Below are 18,249 nucleotides of genomic sequence, written 5' to 3' on the forward strand. Positions count from 1 at the left end.
AGGTGCCGGCCGGCCAGCGGCCTTCTAACGCAGCAGCATTGCCCGCCCCGGCTCGCGCAGGATGTCGGCGACATCGACGAGGAAGCGGGACCCCTGCTCGCCGTCCACGAGCCGATGGTCGAACGAGAGGGCGAGCGTCATGACGTCGCGCAGGGCGATCTCGCCGCGGTGCTCCCACGGCTGGCGACGCACGGCGCCGAGGGCGAGGATGCCGGCCTCCCCCGGGTTGATGATCGGCGTGCCCGCGTCGACGCCGAACACGCCGACGTTCGTGATCGAGAACGTGCCGCCCATCATGTCGGCCGGCGCCGTCCTGCCCGAGCGCGCGGTCTCGGCGAGGCCGCGGATGGCGTCAGCGAGCTCGACGAGGGTGAGCTCCTGCGCATCGCGGATGTTCGGCACGACGAGGCCACGCCCGGTCGCCGCGGCGATGCCCAGGTTGACGTAGTGGTGCTCGACGATCTCGCCCGCCGCCTCGTCCCACTTCGAGTTGAGCCCAGGGTGGCGCGCGAGCGCGAGGCACACGGCCTTCGCGGCGACCGCCATGATGCCGATCCGGTGCTCGTGGAGGGCGCGGTCCGCTCGCAGCGACGCGATCAGCTCACTGGTCGCCGTGACGTCGACCGTGAGGAACGTGGTCACGTGCGGCGCCGTGAAGGCGCTGCGCACCATGGCCTCCGCGGTCATGCGCCGGACGCCGCGGATGGGCGTGCGCGTCGTGCGCGCGCTCGCGTCTTCCGACCGCGGCAGCTCGAACGCCTCCACCGGTTCGGCGGACTCCGCCGCCACGGGGGCGGCCGGGACGGCGCCGACGCGCTCCGCGTAGGCCTCCACGTCGGCCCGGGTGATCACGCCGGATGCGCCCGTCGCCTCGACGAGTGCGAGATCCACGCCGAGCTGCTTGGCGAGCTTGCGGACCGGCGGCGTCGAACGGGGACGCTCGACCGCACGCTCCACGACATCGGCGAACTGGATCGCATCGTGCGGAGCCGCTTCGAGCACCGCGGTGTCGGATGCCGCGGCCACCCGCCCCGCGACGCGTGCGCGACGCTGCGGCCGTGCGGCGCTGCGGGGTGCGGCGCCGTAGCCGACGAGGTTCGGCTCGGACGCCGGCGCCGCAGCCGCGCTCGGAGCGTCGGATGCGGCGGCCTCGGCGGCCGATGACTCGGCGGTGGCGTCCGGAGCCGGCGTGGGAGCGGTCGCGGCGCCGGTGTCGAACGAGATCAGCACCGAGCCGACCGCCACCACATCGCCGGGAGCGGCGTGCAGGGCGGTCACGGTGCCCGCGTGCGGCGACGGCAGCTCGACGACGGCCTTGGCGGTCTCGACCTCGGCGATCGTCTGGTTGAGTGCGACGGTGTCGCCCACGGCGACCAGCCACTGCACGAGTTCGGCCTCGGGAAGGCCCTCGCCGAGGTCGGGAAGACGGAAGTCCTGTGCCATCAGTCGCGCACCCCGCTCATGCTGTTGGGCCGGTCCATGACGCGATCGACGGCGTCCAGGATGCGGTCGAGATCGGGCAGATGGTGCTTCTCCAGCTTCGCCGGCGGGTAGGGGATGTCGTGGCCGGTGACCCGCTGCGGCGCGGCCTCGAGGTAGTTGAAGCACCGCTCGGTGACGCTCGCGATGAGCTCGGCGCCCACCCCCGCCTCCCGCGCCGCCTCGTGCGTCACGACGACTCTGCCGGTCTTGCGGACGGATGCCGTCACCGTGCGATAGTCGACGGGCGAGATCGATCGAAGGTCGATGACCTCGATCGAGACGCCGTCGTCCTCGGCCGCGGTCGCGGCATCCATCGCGGTGCCGACCTGCGAGCCGTAGGTCAGGAGCGTCACATCGCTTCCCTCCCGCGCGACGCGGGCGAGACCCATCGGCGGCGCGTCTGCCAACTGCACGTCGAGGTCGACCTCGCCCTTGGAGTGGTAGAGCCGCTTGGGTTCGAAGTAGACCACCGGGTCGTTCGACGCGATGGCCTGCCGCAGCATCACGTACGCATCCTGCGGGTTCGACACCGCGACCACGCGGAGCCCCGACGTGTGGACGAAGTACGCCTCGGGCGACTCGGAGTGATGCTCGGCCGCGCCGACGCCGCCGGCCCACGGGATGCGGATCGTGATCGGCATCGTGACGTTGCCGCGCGTGCGGTAGTGCAGCTTCGCGACCTGGCACACGATCTGGTCGAACGCGGGGTACACGAAGCCGTCGAACTGGATCTCGACGACGGGCCGGTAGCCGCGGAAGGCGAGGCCGACGGCGGTGCCCATGATGCCCGCCTCGGCCAGCGGCGTGTCGACGACCCGCTGCGCGCCGAACTCGTCGAGCAGTCCGTCGGTGATGCGGAACACGCCGCCGAGCTTGCCGATGTCCTCGCCCATGACGAGCACCTTCGGGTCGTCGGCCATCGCGCGGCGGAGTCCTTCGTTGATGGCCTTCGCCATCGTCAGCTGCGCCATCGTCACACCTCCTCGGTGGCCGGGGCGAAACCGTCGAGGTAGGCGCCGAACCACTCGCGCTGCTCGTCGATCCCCGAGTGGGGCTCGGCATAGACGTTGTCGAGCACCGTCAGCGGTGCGCGGGTCGTGGCGGACATGGCTGCCTCGCGGACGCCGGCGGCCAGTGCATCGGCATCGGCCTCGACCGCGCCGACGAATGCCTCGTCGAACTCGCCGCGCGCGCGCAGCAGCGCCTCGAGCCGGGTGATCGGGTCGCGGCGGCGCCACTTCTCGACCTCCTCCTTGTCGCGGTAGCGCGTGGGGTCGTCGGAGGTGGTGTGCGGGCCCATGCGGTACGTCACGGCCTCGATGAAGGCGGGACCCTCGCCGCGGCGCGCGATGTCGAGCGCCCAGCGCATCGCCGCGAAGCAGGCGAGCACGTCATTGCCGTCCACGCGCATGCTCGGGATGCCGAATCCGGGCGCCCGGCCGGCGATCGGGAACTTGGCCTGCACCGTGACGGGCTCCGAGATCGCCCACTGGTTGTTGGTGCACACGAAGACGACGGGCGCGCCGAAGGAGGCGGCGAAGACCATCGCCTCGTTGACGTCACCTTGGCTGGATGCACCGTCGCCGAAGTAGGCGACCGACACCTGGTCGGTGCCGTCGCGCTGCACGCCCATCGCATAGCCGACGGCGTGGAGCGCCTGCGCGCCGATGATGATCTGCTGGGTCGCGGTGTTGATGTCGTAGGGGTTGTACGTCGAGTGCTCTTCGCCGCGCCAGGCGAGCACGAAGTCGGAGGGCTTTCCGCCGCGTGCGTAGACCACGCCCGTCTCGCGGTAGCTCGGGAACGCGAAGTCATCGGCGCGCAGCGCCCGCGCCGTGCCGATCTGGGTGGCCTCCTGCCCCTGACAGGGCGGCCACAGGCCGAGCTGGCCCTGGCGCTGGAGTGCGACGCCCTCGGTGTCGATGCGCCGCAGCAGCACCATGTCGCGGTACAGACCGCGCAGAGTCGTGGCGTCGACGTCGGCCACCCAGCGATCGAGCTCGGGGTCGGCGATGCGCTCGCCGTCGGGTGTCAGCAGTCGCGCGACATCGTCGATGTCCGTGGCGAGGTCCGCTGTCGGTGTCAGGGTGTGCGTCATCGTCATCACTCCTCGTTGCGGGCCCCCTCGTGAGGAGCCGCTTCGCGTCCGCCGGCTCCGTCGCCGACTACCTCGAGGCTACGTCTGCATCGCACCTCGCTCAAGCATTCGCGCTCCGCTTGAGCATGTTGATAAGTCATGACCACCCAGAGCGTGCTAACGTTTCGCACTATGAGTGCCCTCGATCACGTCGACCTGGAGCTGCTCGCAGCGCTCTCCGCCGATCCCCGCGCGACCGTCGTCGCACTCGCCGAACGGCTCGGTCTCTCACGCAACACGGTGCAGGCTCGCATGGCACGACTCGAGAAGGCGGGGGTGTTCCTCTCCTACGAACGGGCGATCTCGTCGGCCTCGCTGGGCTTCCCGATAGAGGCGTTCATCAGCGTCATCGTGCGACAGGCGGATCTCCCCCGCATCGCCGTCGAACTCGCCCGGGTGCCCGAGGTCGTGCAGGCGCACGGCCTGTCGGGTCAGGTCGATCTGCTGGTGCGCGTCGCGTGCCGCGACACGCAGCATCTGTTCGACACCGACGCGCGCATCCTCGCCATCGAGGGCGTCGAGCGCACCGAGACATCCCTCGTGATGGGCGAGGTCATCGCCCACCGCGTCACGCCCCTGATGGACCTGGCTCGACGGGACTGAAGCCTCTCTTCAGGAGAGCACAGCCGCCTCGTCGCGCGGGTGCACGGTCGACGACGCGTCGGCGCGCACCAGCACGACGCCGACGAGGATCAGCGCGCCCCCGGCGAACTGGACCGGTGCGGGCACCTCGGCGAGGAAGATCCACGCGAACATGAGGGCGAACAGCACCTCCGACAGCCCGACGAACGACGCCACGCGCGAGCCGATGCGAGGAACCGCCATCACGCCGAAGGCGTAGCCGAGCGTCGTCGCGACGCCGGCCACCCAGAGCAGCGGCATCCACCACGGCACGGCGGCGCCGGCCAGCACCACCGAGACGGCAGGCGCCTCGAACGGCATGATGCCGGTGACGCAGAGGATCCCCATGACGATCGCGCCGGTCAGGAGGCCGCTCGCCGCCAGCGCCAGCGGCGGCAGATCGTCGCCGGCACGTTCCGAGATCACGAAATAGGCGCACACGCAGACGGCCGCCGCGAGAGCGAGCAGCGTCCCGATCAGATCGAACGACGCGCCCGAGATGTCGACGACCAGCACGAGGCCGACGATCGCGACCAGCGACCCCCACAGCACGAGCGCCGACGGCGCCCTGCGGGTGCGCACCCACACGGCGACCACGAGCATGACGGGCGCGAGGTACTGGATGAGCAGCGCCACGGCCACCGGCATCCGCTGCATCGCGGAGAAGAAGAAGAGCTGGCAGCCGAGCACGGGCATGAGGCCGAAGCCGACGATGAGGCGCCAGTGCCGGCGCACGAAGCCGCGCTGCCGCTTCATGGCCAGGAACAGCGCCGGCGACAGCACGAGGCCCGCGACGCCCATGCGCACGAGCAGCGCCGCACCGAGCGACCAGCCGGCCTCGAGGAGCGGCTTGATGAACGGCCCGCTCGACGAGAACGCGAGCGCCGAGGCGACGCCCATGATCAGGCCGGTGGTGCGCAGCCGGGCGCTCGAGCCGGGCGCCGCGCTCGGGAGGGCGACGGCACGGGACGCGGTCGAGGTCATGGGCGGCATCCGACTGTCAGGAGTGAAAGGTGTTTACACTGGTGACAGTACCGGACCGACTTGTCAGGAGTCAACGTGGTTTTCATTCATGACACGGAGCAGAACCTGCGCGCGGCGTCCTACCTGGTGAACACGCTGCCCGGCTACGACGATGAGGACACTCTCACCACCCTCGAAGACTTCGAGGACTACCTGCGCGTCAACCCCTACACGGGGCTGATCCGGCGTGACGCCGCCGAGCTCGCCGCCCTCCGCGACGTCCGGCCGCGTCTGCGGCAGCTGTGGGAGGTCGACCGCGAGGGCGCCGTTCCCCTGGTCAACGAGATGCTCCGCGACGGCAGGGCACTCCCCCGCCTGGTCATCCACGACGGCTTCGACTGGCACATCCATGCGACCAGCGACGACGCTCCGCTCGCCACCCGGGTGCTCGTCGAGGCGGCGCTGGCGTTCGTCGACGTCATCCGCGCCGACGAGTACGACCGCGTGCGGATCTGCGCCGCGGACGACTGCGACGGTGTCTACGTGGACTTCTCGAAGAACGGCTCGAAGCGCTACTGCGACATCGGCAACTGCGGCAACCGCATGAACGTCAACGCGTATCGGCAGCGGAAGGCCCGACGAACCGCGTGATCGCGCCGGCAGCGGCCGCCGGCGTCTCGTAGTGGATCAGGTGCCCGACGTCGGGGATCTCCACGAGCTGCGCGTCCGGGAACATCGTCGCCAGGCGTCGCTCCGCCTCGATGGGCGTGATGTCGTCGCGCTGCGCGGCCACGAGCAGTGTCGGCTGCGCGATGCGCGGAGCGAACGCGCGCACGTCGTTCGACACCGACGCGAGGAACGCGTCGTGCAGCACGTCGCGGTCGGCGAAGCGCGAGAAGTAGGTGTCGTGCTGATCGTGCACGAATCGACGGATGCCGGGGTCCTTCGTCTTCGCCATCGACACGCTCATCACGCGCACGATCAGGCCGTTGCGCAGCAGCGCGTCGCCGAGCCGCTTCGGAAGCCTCGCCCCCGCCCAGTAGTAGAAGACGGCGAGCCGGGTGAGCACCCCGCGCGGACCCTCCAGCGCGGGCGCTCCGATGGGGTTGACGAGGATCACCTGCGGCGTCTCGAAACCGCCCGCGACCGCGGCCGCCACGACGATCGAGCCGAACGAATGACCCAGGATCACCGCGCCCGGCGCGACCGCCGTCGCGAATTCGCGCAGCCACTCCGCATAGAGACCGAGATCGTGTCGTCGCCGCGGCACCGGCGCGGTCTCTCCGAAACCCGGGAGGTCGGGTGAGATCACCCGCACCGCCGGAAGGTGCGCGACCACCGGCTCCAGGCCATGGTGCTCGCCTCGGAACCCGTGCACCGCGACGATCGTGACGGCCGCATCTGCGGGACCGTAGACCCAGTACGCCGTGTCGCCGCCCAGCACGCCGACCTCGCGCCGCTCGACGGGGATCTCCTCGAGCAGAGGTGCGTAGGGGTTCGGCGTGGTCACCCGTCGAGTCTACGAGTCACACCCGGGCCTCGCCTGTGCGCGGAGCGCCTCGGCGCCGATGTCGGAGGCGACGCATACCGTGATCGGCATGAGCCGCGCGCACCCCGAACAGCTGCCGCTGTGGGATGTGCCGGACTGGGTGCGGATGATCGGAGTCTTCGACCTCGAGACGACCGGCGTCGACGTCACGGCGGATCGCATCGTCACGGCGCACGTCGGGTTGCTGGATGCCGCCGGCCGGGTCATCCGGGCGCGTGACTGGCTCGCCGATCCCGGCGTCGAGATCCCCGAGGGCGCGAGCGCGATCCACGGCATCTCCACCGCACAGGCGCGCGCCGAGGGACGACCGGCGGTCGACGTCGTGGGCGAGGTGGTCGAGGCCGTCCGCGCCCTGCTGGACGCCGGCATCCCGGTCGTCGCCTACAACGCGCCGTTCGATTTCTCGCTGCTGAAGTACGAGTCGCTGCGCCACGGCGTCGTGCCGATCGAGAACCCGTCGCCCGTCATCGACCCGCTCGTGGTCGACAAGGCGTACGACCGGTGGCGCAAGGGCAAGCGCACTCTCCAGGTCGTCGCGGCGCACTATGCCGTGCGACTGGATGCGGCACACGAGGCGTCTGCGGATGCCGTCGCCGCCGGAAGAGTCGCACAGGCGCTCGCCGAGCGCTTCGCCCCGTGGCTTCCCGAGACCGTGCACGAACTCCACACCCGTCAGATCGGCTGGGCACGGGCGCAGGCCGAGAGCCTCACCGAGTACTTCATCGGCATCGGCCGGCTGGATCCCGACGAGCAGCTCGACGGCCGCTGGCCGATCCGCTGAGCCGGCGCAGGATCACGCTCTCGCCGGGTACGGCTGTCCGGCGAAACGAAGAAGACCCCGCCGAGGCGGGGTCTTCTGTTCCGAGGCGGACCGGCAGCCGGTCGCGCGCCGTCGGAGCGGGCGGGCTTACTTGGAAGCGCCGCCGAAGTTCTTGAAGCGCTGGTTGAACTTCTCGACGCGACCGGCCGAGTCCATGATGCGCTGCTTGCCCGTGTAGAACGGGTGCGAGGCGGACGAGATCTCGACGTCGATGACGGGGTACTCGACGCCGTCGAGCTCGATCGTCTTGTCGCTGGTCACCGTCGAGCGGGTGAGGAACGTCTCGCCCGAGCCGAGGTCACGGAACACGACGGCCTGGTAGTCCGGGTGGAGGTCAGTCTTCATGATGGTCCTTTGAGGGTGGTGCCCTGGATTTTGCCAGGGCGGTCAAAGTCTGGGGTGCGAGCGCACCAAAGAAGGATTCTATCAGTCTCGCGAGCGCTTGCCGAACCGGCCCTCGGAGGGCTTCAGTGCGCGGCGCGCGCGGCGAAGCGGCCGCCGTCCTCGGTGAGGCGGATGGGAACGCCGAACGTGTCGGTCAGGGCCTCGGCCGTGAGGGTCTCGCGGATGGGGCCGGACGCCACCGCCTGGCCGTCACGCAGCAGCAGCACGTGCGTGAAGCCGATCGGGATCTCCTCCACGTGATGCGTGACCATGATCATCGCCGGTGTGGTGGGCGCCTGGGCATAGCCGCTGAGCAGGATCAGCAGCTCTTCGCGCGCGCCGAGGTCGAGGCTCGCGGTGGGCTCGTCGAGGAGAAGCAGCTCGGGGTCGGTCATGACGGCGCGCGCGATCTGCACGCGCTTCTGCTCGCCGTCGCTGAGGGTGCCGAACGTCCGATCGGCGAGGTGGTCGAGCTTCCACTCGGCCAGCACCCGCAGGGCGCGCCGCTCGTCGATGTCTTCGTAGTCCTCGCGCCAGCGGCCCAGCACCGAGTACGCGGCCGTCAGCACGACGTTGAGCACCGTCTCCTCGGGCGGCACGCGACGAGCCATCGCAGAGGACGCGAATCCGATCCGCGGCCGCAGATCGAAGACGTCGGTACGGCCCAGCCGCTCACCGAGGATCGTCACGGTTCCCGAGGTCGGGTGAAGGAGCGTGTCGGCCATCTGAAGCACGGTCGTCTTGCCGGCGCCGTTCGGTCCGAGCACCACCCAGCGCTCGTCGTCGTTGATGGTCCAGTTCAGGTGATCGACGATGTTCCGGGCGTTTCGGCGGACGACGACGTCGGAGAACTCGAGCACCTGTGGCATGCTCACAGCCTAACGGCCGTCGGCGGCGACCTCCGCGTAGAGCTCGGCCGTCTGGTCGGCGATGCGCTGCCAGCTGAAGTCCTCCGTGGCACGCCGGCGGCCCGCGGCGCCGTACTCCCGGGCGCGCTCCGGATCGCTGACCACCTCGGTGAGCACGCGCGCGAGATCCGCCACGTACTGCTCGGGATCGGTGGGCGTTCCGGTGCCGTCCTGCACCTGCTCGATGGGCACGAGGCGCCCGGTGACACCGTCGACGACCACCTCCGGGATGCCGCCGGTCGCCGTGCCGACCACCGCGGCGCCGCACGCCATCGCCTCGAGGTTCACGATGCCGAGCGGCTCGTACACCGACGGGCACACGAAGGTCGTCGCCGCGCTGAGGATGGTGCACAGCTCGTGGCGCGACAGCATCCGGTCCAGCCAGACGACACCGCCGCGGGTCTCCTGCAGGCCGCGCACGAGGCCTTCCACCTCCGCCATGATCTGGGGCGTGTCGGGCGCGCCGGCCGCCAGGACGACCTGCACGTCCGCCGGAAGCCGCTCGGCGGCACGCAGGAAGTACGGCAGGCCCTTCTGTCGCGTGATCCGGCCGACGAAGACGACCGAGGGACGCGCGGGGTCGATGCCGAGCTCCCCCAGCAGAGCCGGGTCCTCGACGGGATGCCAGGCGTCGACGTCGATGCCGTTGTAGATCACGCGCACGCGGTCTGGGTCCAGTGCCGGATAGCTGCGGAGGATGTCTTCCCTCATGCCGTTGCTGACCGCGACGATCGCCGCCGCGCCCTCGTAGGCCGATTTCTCGATCCAGCTCGAGACGGCGTAGCCGCCCCCGAGCTGCTCCGCCTTCCAGGGCCGCAGGGGCTCCAGGCTGTGGGCGGTCACGATGTGCGGGATGCCGTGGAGCAGCGACGCCAGCTGCCCGGCGAGGTTCGCATACCAGGTGTGACTGTGCACGACGTCGGCGCCCGCGACATCCGACACGATCTCGAGGTCGGTGCCCAGCGTCTGCACCGCCGCGTTCGCGCCGGAGAGCTCGGCGGGCACGCCGTACGACGTCGTCCCCTGCTCGTCGCGGTCGGCGCCGAACGCGCGCACCCGGACGTCCATACGGGAGCGGAGCGCCTTCACGAGCTCCGTCACGTGCACGCCGGCGCCGCCGTAGATCTCCGGCGGGTACTCCTTGGTGACGATGTCGACTCGCATGTGTCGAACGCTAGTACACGGGCCGGAACGCGTCATAGTGTGGGGGCCATGCCAGCTGCACCCAAGGTCTTCGGAATCATCCTCGCCGGCGGCGAAGGGAAGCGGCTGATGCCGTTGACCGCGGATCGCGCCAAGCCCGCGGTCCCCTTCGGCGGCCAGTACCGGCTCATCGACTTCGCGATCTCGAACCTCATCAACTCGGGCCTGCGGCAGATCGTCGTGCTCACGCAGTACAAGTCCCACAGCCTCGACCGACACATCTCGCAGACCTGGCGGATGTCGGCGCTCCTGGATTCCTACGTCACCTCGGTGCCCGCGCAGCAGCGCCTCGGCAAGCGATGGTTCTCGGGCTCGGCGGACGCGATCCTGCAGAGCCTCAACCTCATCAACGACGAGCAGCCCGACATCGTCATCGTGATCGGCGCCGATCACGTCTACCGGATGGACTTCCGGCAGATGCTCGCCGCGCACATCGAATCGGGGGCGCGGGCCACGGTCGCCGGCATCCGCCAGCCGATCTCGCTCGCGAACCAGTTCGGTGTCATCGACGTCGATCCCGAGGACCCGGTGCGCATCCGCGAGTTCCTCGAGAAGCCGCAGAATCCCGTCGGGCTCGGCGACGCCCCGGACCAGGTGCTGGCCTCGATGGGCAACTACATCTTCGACACCGACGCGCTGATCGAGGCGGTCGAATCCGACGGCGAGCTGCCGACGTCGAACCACGACATGGGCGGCGACATCATCCCCTACTTCGTCGATCGGGGCGAAGCCGGCGTCTACGACATGAACCGCAACGACGTGCCCGGGTCCACCCCGCGCGACCGGTACTACTGGCGCGACGTCGGCACGATCGACTCCTTCTTCGACGCCCACCGCGACCTGATCTCGACGCTGCCGATCTTCAACCTGTACAACACCGACTGGCCGATCCACTCGCAGGCCGTCAACTCACCGCCCGCCAAGTTCGTGCGCGACTCGGTGGGCCGCATCGGCAACGCGATCGACTCGATCGTGTCGCTCGGCTCGGTGCTGTCGGGCACCCACCTGGAGCGCAGCGTGGTGGGTCCCTGGACGCTCGCCGGCGGCGGCTCGACGATCACCGACTCGGTGCTCTTCGACCATGTGCACGTGGGCGCGGGCGCCCGCGTGCACCGCGCGATCCTCGACAAGAACGTGGTGCTCGAAGACGGGGCGACCGTCGGCGTCGATCGCGAGAAGGATCTCGCGCGCGGCTTCACGATCACCGACAGCGGCATCACGGTCGTCGGCAAGGGATTCCGCGTCGAGCGATGACACGCGGTCGGGCGCGGCATGCGCACGCCGCTAGCGTGGAAGGGTGCCTGCCGCTGCCGCCCGCTTCCTCGTCGTGCTCGACGCCGACTCGACCCTCATCCGCAACGAGGTCATCGAGCTGATCGCCGATGAGGCAGGGCGCGGCGCCGAGGTGGCGGCGGCGACCGAAGCGGCCATGCGCGGCGAGGTCGACTTCGCGAGCAGCCTGCGCTCGCGCGTCGAGGCGCTCCAGGGCGTGCCGGTCGCCGCGTTCGCGCGCGTGCTGGCCCGCATCGAGCCCACGCCCGGGGTGCGCGAGCTCATCGCCGCCGTGCACGAGCGCGGCGGCGCCGTGGGCGTCGTGTCTGGTGGGTTCCACGAGATCCTCGACACCGTCGCCCCCGACCTCGGCGTGGACGTCTGGCGCGCGAATCGGCTGGCGACGCGCGGCGGCGTGCTGAGCGGGCACGTCGACGGCGGGATCGTGGATGCCGCAGGCAAGGCCGCGGCGCTGCGCGAATGGGCCGCCGACCGCGGCGTGCCGATCGCGTCCACCATCGCCATCGGCGACGGCGCCAACGACCTCGAGATGATGGCGGTCGCCGGGCTGGGCGTCGCGTTCAACGCCAAGCCCGCGGTCCGCGCGCGCGCCGACGTGGTCATCGGGCCGGTGGACCTCGCCGAGGTCATCGCGCTGCTGCCGTAGGCGGCGCCCCTCCGCTTCGCCGCGGGCGCAAGGGGGGTCCGGATGTCGGTCGCCGTCGCTACCGTCGGAGGATGCACATCATCCTCGTTCCCGGGCTGTGGCTCGACGCGTCTTCCTGGGGCGAGGTCGCCCCTGCCCTCGAATCCGCCGGGCACCGCACCCACGCGCTGACGATGCCGGGCGTCGGCGCGCCCGGCGCCGAGTCGGCCGGCATCGGCATCGCCGACTGGGTCGCCGCCACCGTCGACGCTCTCGATCGGCTCGACGGCCCTGTGGCCGTCGTCGGACACTCCGGCGGCGGCAACGTCGCCTATGGGGCGGTGGACGCGCGCCCCGACCGCGTCGACCACGTGGTGTTCCTCGACACGTTCCCGCCGGGCGAAGGCGGGTCCATCTCCGAGTTCCCGGTCGTGGACGGCGTGGTCCCGTTCCCCGGGTGGGACTTCTTCGACGATTCCGACGTCGCCGACCTCGATCCCCAGACACGAGCGGATGTCGCGGCTCGCGCGAAGTCGGTACCCGAGCGGGTGCCCACCGATCCCATTCGGCTCTCCGACGAACGGCGCCGCGCGGTGCCGGCCACCATCATCACCGGCACGGTGCCCGAGGCGCAGATCAGGGAGATCGTCGAGAAGGCACCCTCGTGGGCGGCAGAGCTCGCCGCGCTCGAGAAGCTCGAAGTGATCGAGCTCGGTGCGCCGGGCGACCCCACCGGCCACTGGCCGCAGTTCTCCCGCCCCGGCGCTGTCGCCGAGGCGATCCTCCGCGCGATCGCGTGACGCCGGTCGCGGGCCTCACGAGCCGGAGGGGCTGTGCGTGCCCGGGTCAGTGCCCCATGCCGAGGCCGCCGTCGACGGGGATGACGGCTCCGGAGATGTAGGCCGCGTCGTCGGACGAGATCCACGTCACCACACCGGCCACCTCATCGGCCGACGCGAAGCGCCCGGCCGGGATGCTCTTCTTGTACTCGGCCTGCGTGTCGTCCGAGAGCTCGGCCGTCATGTCCGTCTCGATGAAGCCGGGCGCCACGACGTTCGCAGTGATTCCGCGTCCGCCGAGTTCACGGGTGAGCGAGCGGGCGAAGCCCACGAGAGCGCTCTTGGACGCGGCGTAGTTGATCTGCCCGGCGGAGCCGTACAGGCCGACGACGCTCGAGATGAGCACGACGCGGCCCCACCGCGCGCGCAGCATCCCCTTCGAGGCGCGCTTGACGACACGGAAGGCGCCGCCGAGGTTCGTGGCGACGACGCTGTCGAAGTCGTCCTCCGTCATGCGCAGCAGCAGGGTGTCCTTCGTGATGCCGGCGTTCGCGACGACGATCTCGACGGGGCCGAGCGCGTTCTCGACCTCGGTGAACGCGGCATCGACGGATGCGGCATCCGTCACGTCCGCACGGACGGTGAGTGTGCCGGCGGGTCCCTCGCCGGAGCGCGCGGTCACCGCGACCTTGTACCCCTCGGCGACGAAGCGCTCCGCGATGGCGCGGCCGATGCCGCGGTTTCCGCCGGTGACGAGGACGACGCGATCGGTGGACATGGTGGCACTCCCGGGGTTGTGGCGGATCCGCACCAGCCTATCGGCGCGCGCCTCGCGCCCCCGGCTCGTTTGACACCCCGGTGCGCCGCTGGGACGCTGGGTCCAGACACCGACGAAAGGCCCGCCGTGAGCGACCCCACCCCTCAGAACCCCGCACGGGAGCCGGGCGCGTACCCGCCCGTTCCGCCCGCTCCGGGAGCAACGCAGCCGGCGCCACCGGCTGCCCCGGGCGCGTACCCGCCGCCCGCACAGGGCGCGTATCCCCCGCCGGCCTACGGCGCCCCCACCCCGGGCGCTGCTGCGTCCTACGGGACCGCGCCGGCGTACGGTGCCGCACCCGCGTACGGCTCCGCACCGGGCTACGGCGCACCGGCCAAGACCAACACCCTGGCGATCGTCTCGCTGATCGCCTCCATCTCGGGCTTCGTCATCCTGCCGTTCATCGGCTCGGTCGTCGGTGTCATCACCGGCCACATGTCGCTCAACCAGCTGAAGACGAGCGGCGAGCAGGGACGCGGCATGGCTCTTGCCGGCACCATCGTCGGCTGGGTCGGTCTGGGCCTGGCGATCATCGGCATCATCGCGGCGATCGCGTTCTTCGCGTTCTTCATGTCGGTCTACCAGCAGACCGGCGGCACGTACTGAATCGCGGAGCCCCGGGACACGTTCCCGGGGCTCCCGAGCGGTGCAACCGGCGTACCCTGGAAGTACCGTGAAGAGCTCGAGCCACGCCCCGTCGGCCACGTCCCTGCCGCGCGCACCGCGCGACGACGTCGACGCGCGCTCGATCCGGTATCTCGTGACGATGGGCATCCGCGTGGCGTGCTTCGTCCTCATGGTCGTCATCACCCCGTACGGCTGGTACACGTGGGTTTTCGGGGCGGCCGCCATCTTCCTTCCGTACATCGCGGTCGTGTCGGCCAATGTGGGCCAGGAGGGGCGCCGCAACCGCCGCGAAGACCCCGAGGCGGCTCTGCCGGCAGCGCCCACGGCACCGCTGCCACCGCCCGCAGCGCGTGTGATCCGCATCGAAGAGACGCGCCCCGCCGCTCCGAACACCCCCGACAGGCCCGCATGAACGAGGTCGTACCCGAGCCGGCCGTCGACGCGACCTGCTCGCGGGCAGGGTGCCGCGCGGACGCGAGCTGGCGCATCGACTGGCGCAATCCCCGCATCCACGCCGAGGACCGACGCAAGACATGGGTGGCGTGCGACGAGCACGTCGGCTACCTGCGCGACTTCCTCGCGGCGCGCGACTTCCCGGTCTGGGTGGCGCCGCTCGTTCCCACGGAGACCGCACGATGAGCCGTCGCTCCGTCAGCATGCAGCACCTCCCCCGCGCGGGTCGCTGGGCGATCTACATCGCGCTCGCCGTGGTGTTCGCCATCGCGTGCGCGTTCCTGTCGAACTGGCAGTTCACGCGCAACCAGGAGCGCTCCGGGCAGCTCGCCCTCGTCGCCGAGAACTACGACGCACCGGCGGTTCCGCTCGCCCAGCTCATCCCGGCCGGCGGCGAGCTGGACCCGCAGGACGAGTGGCGTCCGGTCGTCCTCACCGGGAACTACCTCGCCGATGACGAGCTCCTCGCCCGCAACCGGCCGCACGGCGGCACCTCGGCCTTCGAGGTTCTGGTGCCGTTCCGCCTGGACGACGGCCGGGTTCTGCTCATCGACCGCGGCTGGGTGGCGCCCGGGCAGGACCAGCCCGTCCCCGACGCCGTGCCCGCACCGCCGTCCGGTGAGGCGACGGTCGTCGTGCGACTGCGGCCGGGTGAGGCACTGCCGTCGTCGGGCCGCTCGGCGCCGGAGGGACAGGTTCCGACCATCAACCTCGGGCTGATCGCCGACACCGTCCCCGCCGAGGTGGGCGACGCCCTCGAGCAGAGCGCCTACGGAGTGATGGTCTCGGAGGACCCGTCGCCGGCCACCGTGCCGAGCGCGCTCGAGCCGCCGTCGGACGACCCCGGCCCGCACCTGTCGTACGCGATCCAGTGGATCCTCTTCGCGGTGATGGGCTTCGTCTTCATCGGCTACGTCATCCGCACCGAGCGGCGGCACCGCCGCGAGGACGCCGAGGATGCCGAGATCGCCGGGGCGGAATCATCGGATGACGCTCCCCCGGCCCCGCCGGCTCCCCGTCGTCGCCGCGACCGCGACGCCGAGGACGAGGACGCCCTGCTCGACGCCGCCGGCCGCTGACCGCGAGCGAGCGCGTCGAGAGCGGACGCCCGGAGGTTCTCGACGACACGCCGGTTCGCGGCATCCGTCTCCGACGCGTGCCGCCTCATCTGCGCGTCCGTGCGCGCGACGGCGTCAGGCGAGGGTGACGAGGTCGACGTAGTCGCGACCCCAGATGTCTTCGACACCGTCGGGCAGGATCAGCACGCGCTCGGGGTTGAGCGCCTCGACGGCGCCCTCGTCGTGCGACACCAGCACCACGGCGCCCTCGTAGTGCGCGAGCGCACCGAGGATCTCCTCCCGCGACGCCGGGTCGAGGTTGTTCGTGGGCTCATCGAGCAGGAGCATGTTCGCCGACGACACCACGAGCGTCGCGAGCGAGAGACGCGTCTTCTCGCCGCCGGAAAGCACACCCGCGGGCTTGAGCACGTCGTCGCCGGTGAACAAGAACGAGCCGAGCACCTTGCGCGCCTCGGTCGCCGTGATGTCCGGCGCCGCCGACATCATGTTCTCGAGCACCGAGCGCGAGACGTCGAGGTTCTCGTGCTCCTGCGCGTAGTAGCCGATCTTCAGGCCGTGGCCGGGCTCGAGCTGCCCGGTGTCGGGCTGGTCGACACCGGCGAGGATGCGCAGCAGCGTCGTCTTGCCGGCGCCGTTGAGCCCCAGGATGACGACCTTCGAGCCGCGGTCGATCGCGAGGTCGACGTCGGTGAAGATCTCGAGCGAGCCGTACGACTTCGACAGTCCCGACGCCATGAGCGGCGTCTTGCCGCACGGAGCCGGCTTCGGGAAGCGCAGTTTGGCCACGCGCTCCTCCTGGCGCACCTCGTCGAGCCCGGCGAGCATCTTCTCGGCGCGCGCCACCATCTGGTGGGCCGCTGCCGCCTTGGACGCCTTGGCACCGAACCGGGCCGCCTGCTGCTGGAGCACCGTGGCCTTCTTCTCGACGTTGGCGCGCTCCTTCTTGCGGCGCTCCTCGTCGGCCACCCGCTGGCGCAGGTAGTTCTTCCAGTTCATGTTGTAGACGTCGATGATCTGGCGGTTCGCGTCGAGGTAGAACACGCGGTTCACCGTCTCGCCGACGAGCTCCACATCGTGGCTGATGACGATCAGGCCGCCCTTGTAACCCTTGAGGAATTCGCGCAGCCATACGACGCTGTCGGCGTCGAGGTGGTTGGTGGGCTCGTCGAGGATCATCGTCTGTGCATCCGAGAACAGGATGCGGGCGAGCTCGATGCGGCGGCGCTGACCACCCGACAGGGTCTTCAGCGGCTGGTCGAGGATGCGATCCGGCAGCGACAGGTTGTGAGCGATCGACGCCGCCTCCGCCTCGGCCGCATAGCCGCCGAGCGCTTCGAAGCGCTCCGTGAGGTTGGCGTACTTGCGCATCGCGCGAGCGGCGACGGCCTCGTCCTCGCTGGCCATCGCGAGCGACGCGTCGTGCATGCCGATCGCCAGGGTGCCGAGGCCGCGAGCATCGAGGATGCGGGTGCGGGCGAGCATCTCGGGATCGCCCGACCGGGGGTCCTGGGGCAGATAGCCGAGTTCGCCGGAGCGCTCCACCTTGCCGTCGGCGGGGATGAGGTCTCCCGCGAGCACCTTGGTCAGCGTCGTCTTGCCGGCGCCGTTGCGGCCGACCAGTCCGATCTTGTCGCCGTCCGACACGCGGAAGGAGACGTCCGACATGAGCACGCGAGCGCCCACGCGGATCTCGAGGTCGTGCACGGCGAGCACAGCGGATGTCCGTTCCGTCGGTGGAGAGGGGTGATGACCGAATGGCCAGCCATCCAGTATACGGGGCGTCCTCCGCGCCCGATCGACCGAATACCTCCGCAGAGGGATCCGGTCGATACCTCAGAGGGATGCCGCGCCACATACCCCGCGCATAGTTTTCCGGGGTGGATCTCATCACCGACCTCGTCTTGCAGGCTGTCTCCTCGCCGTGGCTGTACCTCGTGATGCTCGTCGTCGCCATCGTCGACGGCTTCTTCCCGCCGGTGCCTAGCGAGACCGTGCTGGTCGCCGCGGCGGCGGTCGCAGCATCCTCGGGCAGCCCGGATCTGCTGCTCCTCGGCGTCGTGGCGGCCGCCGGAGCCGCGGTCGGTGACAACATCGCCTTCGCCATCGGCCGGCGCACGGGTACGACCAGGTTCGCCTGGATGCGGCGGCCGCGGGTCGCCGGCGCCTTCGCATGGGCGGGCTCCGCACTGGACCGTCGCGGTGCAGGCCTCATCCTCGGCGCGCGCTTCATCCCGGTCGGGCGGGTGGCGGTCAACCTCTCCGCGGGCGCACTGGGCTATCCGTGGCGGCGGTTCGCACTCCTGAGCGTGGCGGCGGGGCTGTGCTGGGCCGCCTACAGCATCGCGATCGGCCTCCTGGCCGGCGCCTGGCTGAAGGACCAGCCGCTCCTCAGCGCGGTGGTGGGCATCGTGCTGGCCCTCGCGATCGGTCTCGTCGTCGATCGGGTCATCGCGCTCCGCGCGCGCCGTGTCGCGGCGCCCGTGTGAACGCCGACGGCTGACAGGATGAC

21 protein-coding genes are annotated in these 18,249 nt (G+C 70.6%); 11 read left to right on the forward strand and 10 right to left on the reverse strand.

The genetic code is table 11. From position 1 onward, the window contains the following. Nucleotides 1–24: 24 nt before the first annotated feature. From Q9R08_RS08060 to pdhA, 3 genes are read right to left on the reverse strand one after another with little or no spacing between them, the layout of a single operon-like run. Nucleotides 25–1,443: a dihydrolipoamide acetyltransferase family protein gene (locus tag Q9R08_RS08060; protein WP_308867383.1), complete on the reverse strand. Its 1,419-nt coding sequence runs from the start codon at nt 1,441–1,443 to the stop codon at nt 25–27. Then, nucleotides 1,443–2,453, reverse strand: coding sequence for an alpha-ketoacid dehydrogenase subunit beta (locus Q9R08_RS08065; RefSeq protein ID WP_308867384.1), 1,011 nt, complete (start codon nt 2,451–2,453; stop codon nt 1,443–1,445). The genes Q9R08_RS08060 and Q9R08_RS08065 overlap by 1 nt, the downstream gene beginning before the upstream one ends. A gap of 2 nt (nt 2,454–2,455) precedes the next feature. Beyond that, complete coding sequence (pdhA, locus tag Q9R08_RS08070) at nt 2,456–3,586, reverse strand: pyruvate dehydrogenase (acetyl-transferring) E1 component subunit alpha (protein ID WP_308867385.1); 1,131 nt, start codon at nt 3,584–3,586, stop codon at nt 2,456–2,458. A 165-nt stretch (nt 3,587–3,751) separates the two neighbouring features. Between pdhA and Q9R08_RS08075 the strand changes: the two genes are divergently transcribed. Next, nucleotides 3,752–4,222 (forward strand): Lrp/AsnC family transcriptional regulator, encoded by a 471-nt coding sequence (locus tag Q9R08_RS08075; protein WP_308867386.1) that lies wholly within the window; start codon nt 3,752–3,754, stop codon nt 4,220–4,222. A gap of 9 nt (nt 4,223–4,231) precedes the next feature. On the opposite strand, the gene Q9R08_RS08080 is transcribed toward Q9R08_RS08075, so the two are convergent. After that, the gene (locus Q9R08_RS08080; protein WP_418001330.1) at nt 4,232–5,224 is read right to left on the reverse strand and encodes an EamA family transporter; all 993 of its coding nucleotides are present in this window, start codon (nt 5,222–5,224) and stop codon (nt 4,232–4,234) included. Nucleotides 5,225–5,299: 75 nt separating this feature from the next. Here Q9R08_RS08080 and Q9R08_RS08085 point away from each other — a divergent pair, with 75 nt between their 5' ends. Next, entirely contained in the window at nt 5,300–5,854 is a 555-nt protein-coding gene (locus Q9R08_RS08085; protein ID WP_308867387.1) for a CGNR zinc finger domain-containing protein, read from the forward strand. Here Q9R08_RS08085 and Q9R08_RS08090 read toward each other — a convergent pair. Beyond that, nucleotides 5,814–6,713 (reverse strand): alpha/beta fold hydrolase, encoded by a 900-nt coding sequence (locus Q9R08_RS08090; RefSeq protein WP_308867388.1) that lies wholly within the window; start codon nt 6,711–6,713, stop codon nt 5,814–5,816. The genes Q9R08_RS08085 and Q9R08_RS08090 overlap by 41 nt on opposite strands. An 88-nt stretch (nt 6,714–6,801) precedes the next feature. Between Q9R08_RS08090 and Q9R08_RS08095 the strand changes: the two genes are divergently transcribed. Beyond that, nucleotides 6,802–7,533 carry a 3'-5' exonuclease gene (locus Q9R08_RS08095; protein WP_308867389.1) on the forward strand — a complete coding sequence of 244 codons (732 nt, stop codon included), beginning with the start codon at nt 6,802–6,804 and terminating at the stop codon, nt 7,531–7,533. A 126-nt stretch (nt 7,534–7,659) separates the two neighbouring features. Here Q9R08_RS08095 and Q9R08_RS08100 read toward each other — a convergent pair whose 3' ends face one another. The 3 genes from Q9R08_RS08100 to glgA form a co-directional block, all read right to left on the reverse strand. Next, complete coding sequence (locus Q9R08_RS08100) at nt 7,660–7,917, reverse strand: type B 50S ribosomal protein L31 (RefSeq protein ID WP_194415598.1); 258 nt, start codon at nt 7,915–7,917, stop codon at nt 7,660–7,662. Between the two features lie 122 nt (nt 7,918–8,039). Beyond that, a complete protein-coding gene (locus Q9R08_RS08105; RefSeq protein WP_308867390.1) occupies nt 8,040–8,825 on the reverse strand; it encodes an ABC transporter ATP-binding protein in 786 nt (261 codons plus the stop codon). A 9-nt stretch (nt 8,826–8,834) separates the two neighbouring features. Further along, nucleotides 8,835–10,028, reverse strand: coding sequence for a glycogen synthase (glgA, locus tag Q9R08_RS08110; protein ID WP_308867391.1), 1,194 nt, complete (start codon nt 10,026–10,028; stop codon nt 8,835–8,837). Between the two features lie 48 nt (nt 10,029–10,076). On the opposite strand from glgA, the gene Q9R08_RS08115 reads away from it, so the two are divergent. The 3 genes from Q9R08_RS08115 (at nt 10,077) to Q9R08_RS08125 (ending at nt 12,785) form a co-directional block, all read left to right on the forward strand. After that, nucleotides 10,077–11,321 carry a glucose-1-phosphate adenylyltransferase gene (locus Q9R08_RS08115; protein ID WP_308867392.1) on the forward strand — a complete coding sequence of 415 codons (1,245 nt, stop codon included), beginning with the start codon at nt 10,077–10,079 and terminating at the stop codon, nt 11,319–11,321. Nucleotides 11,322–11,364: 43 nt separating this feature from the next. Further along, nucleotides 11,365–12,006 (forward strand): phosphoserine phosphatase SerB, encoded by a 642-nt coding sequence (serB, locus tag Q9R08_RS08120; RefSeq protein ID WP_308867393.1) that lies wholly within the window; start codon nt 11,365–11,367, stop codon nt 12,004–12,006. A gap of 71 nt (nt 12,007–12,077) precedes the next feature. After that, a complete protein-coding gene (locus tag Q9R08_RS08125; RefSeq protein WP_308867394.1) occupies nt 12,078–12,785 on the forward strand; it encodes an alpha/beta fold hydrolase in 708 nt (235 codons plus the stop codon). Between the two features lie 46 nt (nt 12,786–12,831). On the opposite strand, the gene fabG is transcribed toward Q9R08_RS08125, so the two are convergent. Beyond that, nucleotides 12,832–13,542 carry a 3-oxoacyl-ACP reductase FabG gene (fabG, locus tag Q9R08_RS08130; protein ID WP_308867395.1) on the reverse strand — a complete coding sequence of 237 codons (711 nt, stop codon included), beginning with the start codon at nt 13,540–13,542 and terminating at the stop codon, nt 12,832–12,834. A gap of 126 nt (nt 13,543–13,668) precedes the next feature. Here fabG and Q9R08_RS08135 point away from each other — a divergent pair, with 126 nt between their 5' ends. The 4 genes from Q9R08_RS08135 (at nt 13,669) to Q9R08_RS08150 (ending at nt 15,740) form a co-directional block, all read left to right on the forward strand. Further along, nucleotides 13,669–14,187 (forward strand): DUF4190 domain-containing protein, encoded by a 519-nt coding sequence (locus Q9R08_RS08135; protein ID WP_308867396.1) that lies wholly within the window; start codon nt 13,669–13,671, stop codon nt 14,185–14,187. Between the two features lie 67 nt (nt 14,188–14,254). After that, nucleotides 14,255–14,620: a DUF3099 domain-containing protein gene (locus Q9R08_RS08140; protein WP_308867397.1), complete on the forward strand. Its 366-nt coding sequence runs from the start codon at nt 14,255–14,257 to the stop codon at nt 14,618–14,620. Then, the gene (locus tag Q9R08_RS08145; RefSeq protein WP_308867398.1) at nt 14,617–14,847 is read left to right on the forward strand and encodes a hypothetical protein; all 231 of its coding nucleotides are present in this window, start codon (nt 14,617–14,619) and stop codon (nt 14,845–14,847) included. The genes Q9R08_RS08140 and Q9R08_RS08145 overlap by 4 nt, the downstream gene beginning before the upstream one ends. Further along, nucleotides 14,844–15,740, forward strand: coding sequence for an SURF1 family cytochrome oxidase biogenesis protein (locus tag Q9R08_RS08150; RefSeq protein WP_308867399.1), 897 nt, complete (start codon nt 14,844–14,846; stop codon nt 15,738–15,740). The genes Q9R08_RS08145 and Q9R08_RS08150 overlap by 4 nt, the downstream gene beginning before the upstream one ends. A 114-nt stretch (nt 15,741–15,854) precedes the next feature. On the opposite strand, the gene Q9R08_RS08155 is transcribed toward Q9R08_RS08150, so the two are convergent. Next, entirely contained in the window at nt 15,855–17,453 is a 1,599-nt protein-coding gene (locus Q9R08_RS08155) for an ABC-F family ATP-binding cassette domain-containing protein (RefSeq protein ID WP_308867400.1), read from the reverse strand. A 164-nt stretch (nt 17,454–17,617) separates the two neighbouring features. Between Q9R08_RS08155 and Q9R08_RS08160 the strand changes: the two genes are divergently transcribed. After that, nucleotides 17,618–18,226 (forward strand): DedA family protein, encoded by a 609-nt coding sequence (locus Q9R08_RS08160; RefSeq protein WP_308867401.1) that lies wholly within the window; start codon nt 17,618–17,620, stop codon nt 18,224–18,226. Nucleotides 18,227–18,249: the final 23 nt, after the last annotated feature.

This window comes from Microbacterium psychrotolerans, from assembly GCF_031085295.1.
Taxonomy (GTDB): Bacteria; Actinomycetota; Actinomycetes; order Actinomycetales; family Microbacteriaceae; genus Microbacterium; species Microbacterium psychrotolerans.

Excerpts from the sequence above, each read along its gene's own strand:
- Q9R08_RS08060 (WP_308867383.1), bottom strand. The coding sequence starts at position 1,443 with ATGGCACAGGACTTCCGTCTTCCCGACCTCGGCGAGGGCCTTCCCGAG.
- Q9R08_RS08065 (WP_308867384.1), bottom strand. The coding sequence starts at position 2,453 with ATGGCGCAGCTGACGATGGCGAAGGCCATCAACGAAGGACTCCGCCGC.
- pdhA (WP_308867385.1), bottom strand. The coding sequence starts at position 3,586 with ATGACGATGACGCACACCCTGACACCGACAGCGGACCTCGCCACGGAC.
- Q9R08_RS08075 (WP_308867386.1), top strand. The coding sequence starts at position 3,752 with ATGAGTGCCCTCGATCACGTCGACCTGGAGCTGCTCGCAGCGCTCTCC.
- Q9R08_RS08080 (WP_418001330.1), bottom strand. The coding sequence starts at position 5,224 with ATGACCTCGACCGCGTCCCGTGCCGTCGCCCTCCCGAGCGCGGCGCCC.
- Q9R08_RS08095 (WP_308867389.1), top strand. The coding sequence starts at position 6,802 with ATGAGCCGCGCGCACCCCGAACAGCTGCCGCTGTGGGATGTGCCGGAC.
- Q9R08_RS08100 (WP_194415598.1), bottom strand. The coding sequence starts at position 7,917 with ATGAAGACTGACCTCCACCCGGACTACCAGGCCGTCGTGTTCCGTGAC.
- Q9R08_RS08105 (WP_308867390.1), bottom strand. The coding sequence starts at position 8,825 with ATGCCACAGGTGCTCGAGTTCTCCGACGTCGTCGTCCGCCGAAACGCC.
- glgA (WP_308867391.1), bottom strand. The coding sequence starts at position 10,028 with ATGCGAGTCGACATCGTCACCAAGGAGTACCCGCCGGAGATCTACGGC.
- Q9R08_RS08115 (WP_308867392.1), top strand. The coding sequence starts at position 10,077 with ATGCCAGCTGCACCCAAGGTCTTCGGAATCATCCTCGCCGGCGGCGAA.
- Q9R08_RS08125 (WP_308867394.1), top strand. The coding sequence starts at position 12,078 with ATGCACATCATCCTCGTTCCCGGGCTGTGGCTCGACGCGTCTTCCTGG.
- fabG (WP_308867395.1), bottom strand. The coding sequence starts at position 13,542 with ATGTCCACCGATCGCGTCGTCCTCGTCACCGGCGGAAACCGCGGCATC.
- Q9R08_RS08145 (WP_308867398.1), top strand. The coding sequence starts at position 14,617 with ATGAACGAGGTCGTACCCGAGCCGGCCGTCGACGCGACCTGCTCGCGG.
- Q9R08_RS08150 (WP_308867399.1), top strand. The coding sequence starts at position 14,844 with ATGAGCCGTCGCTCCGTCAGCATGCAGCACCTCCCCCGCGCGGGTCGC.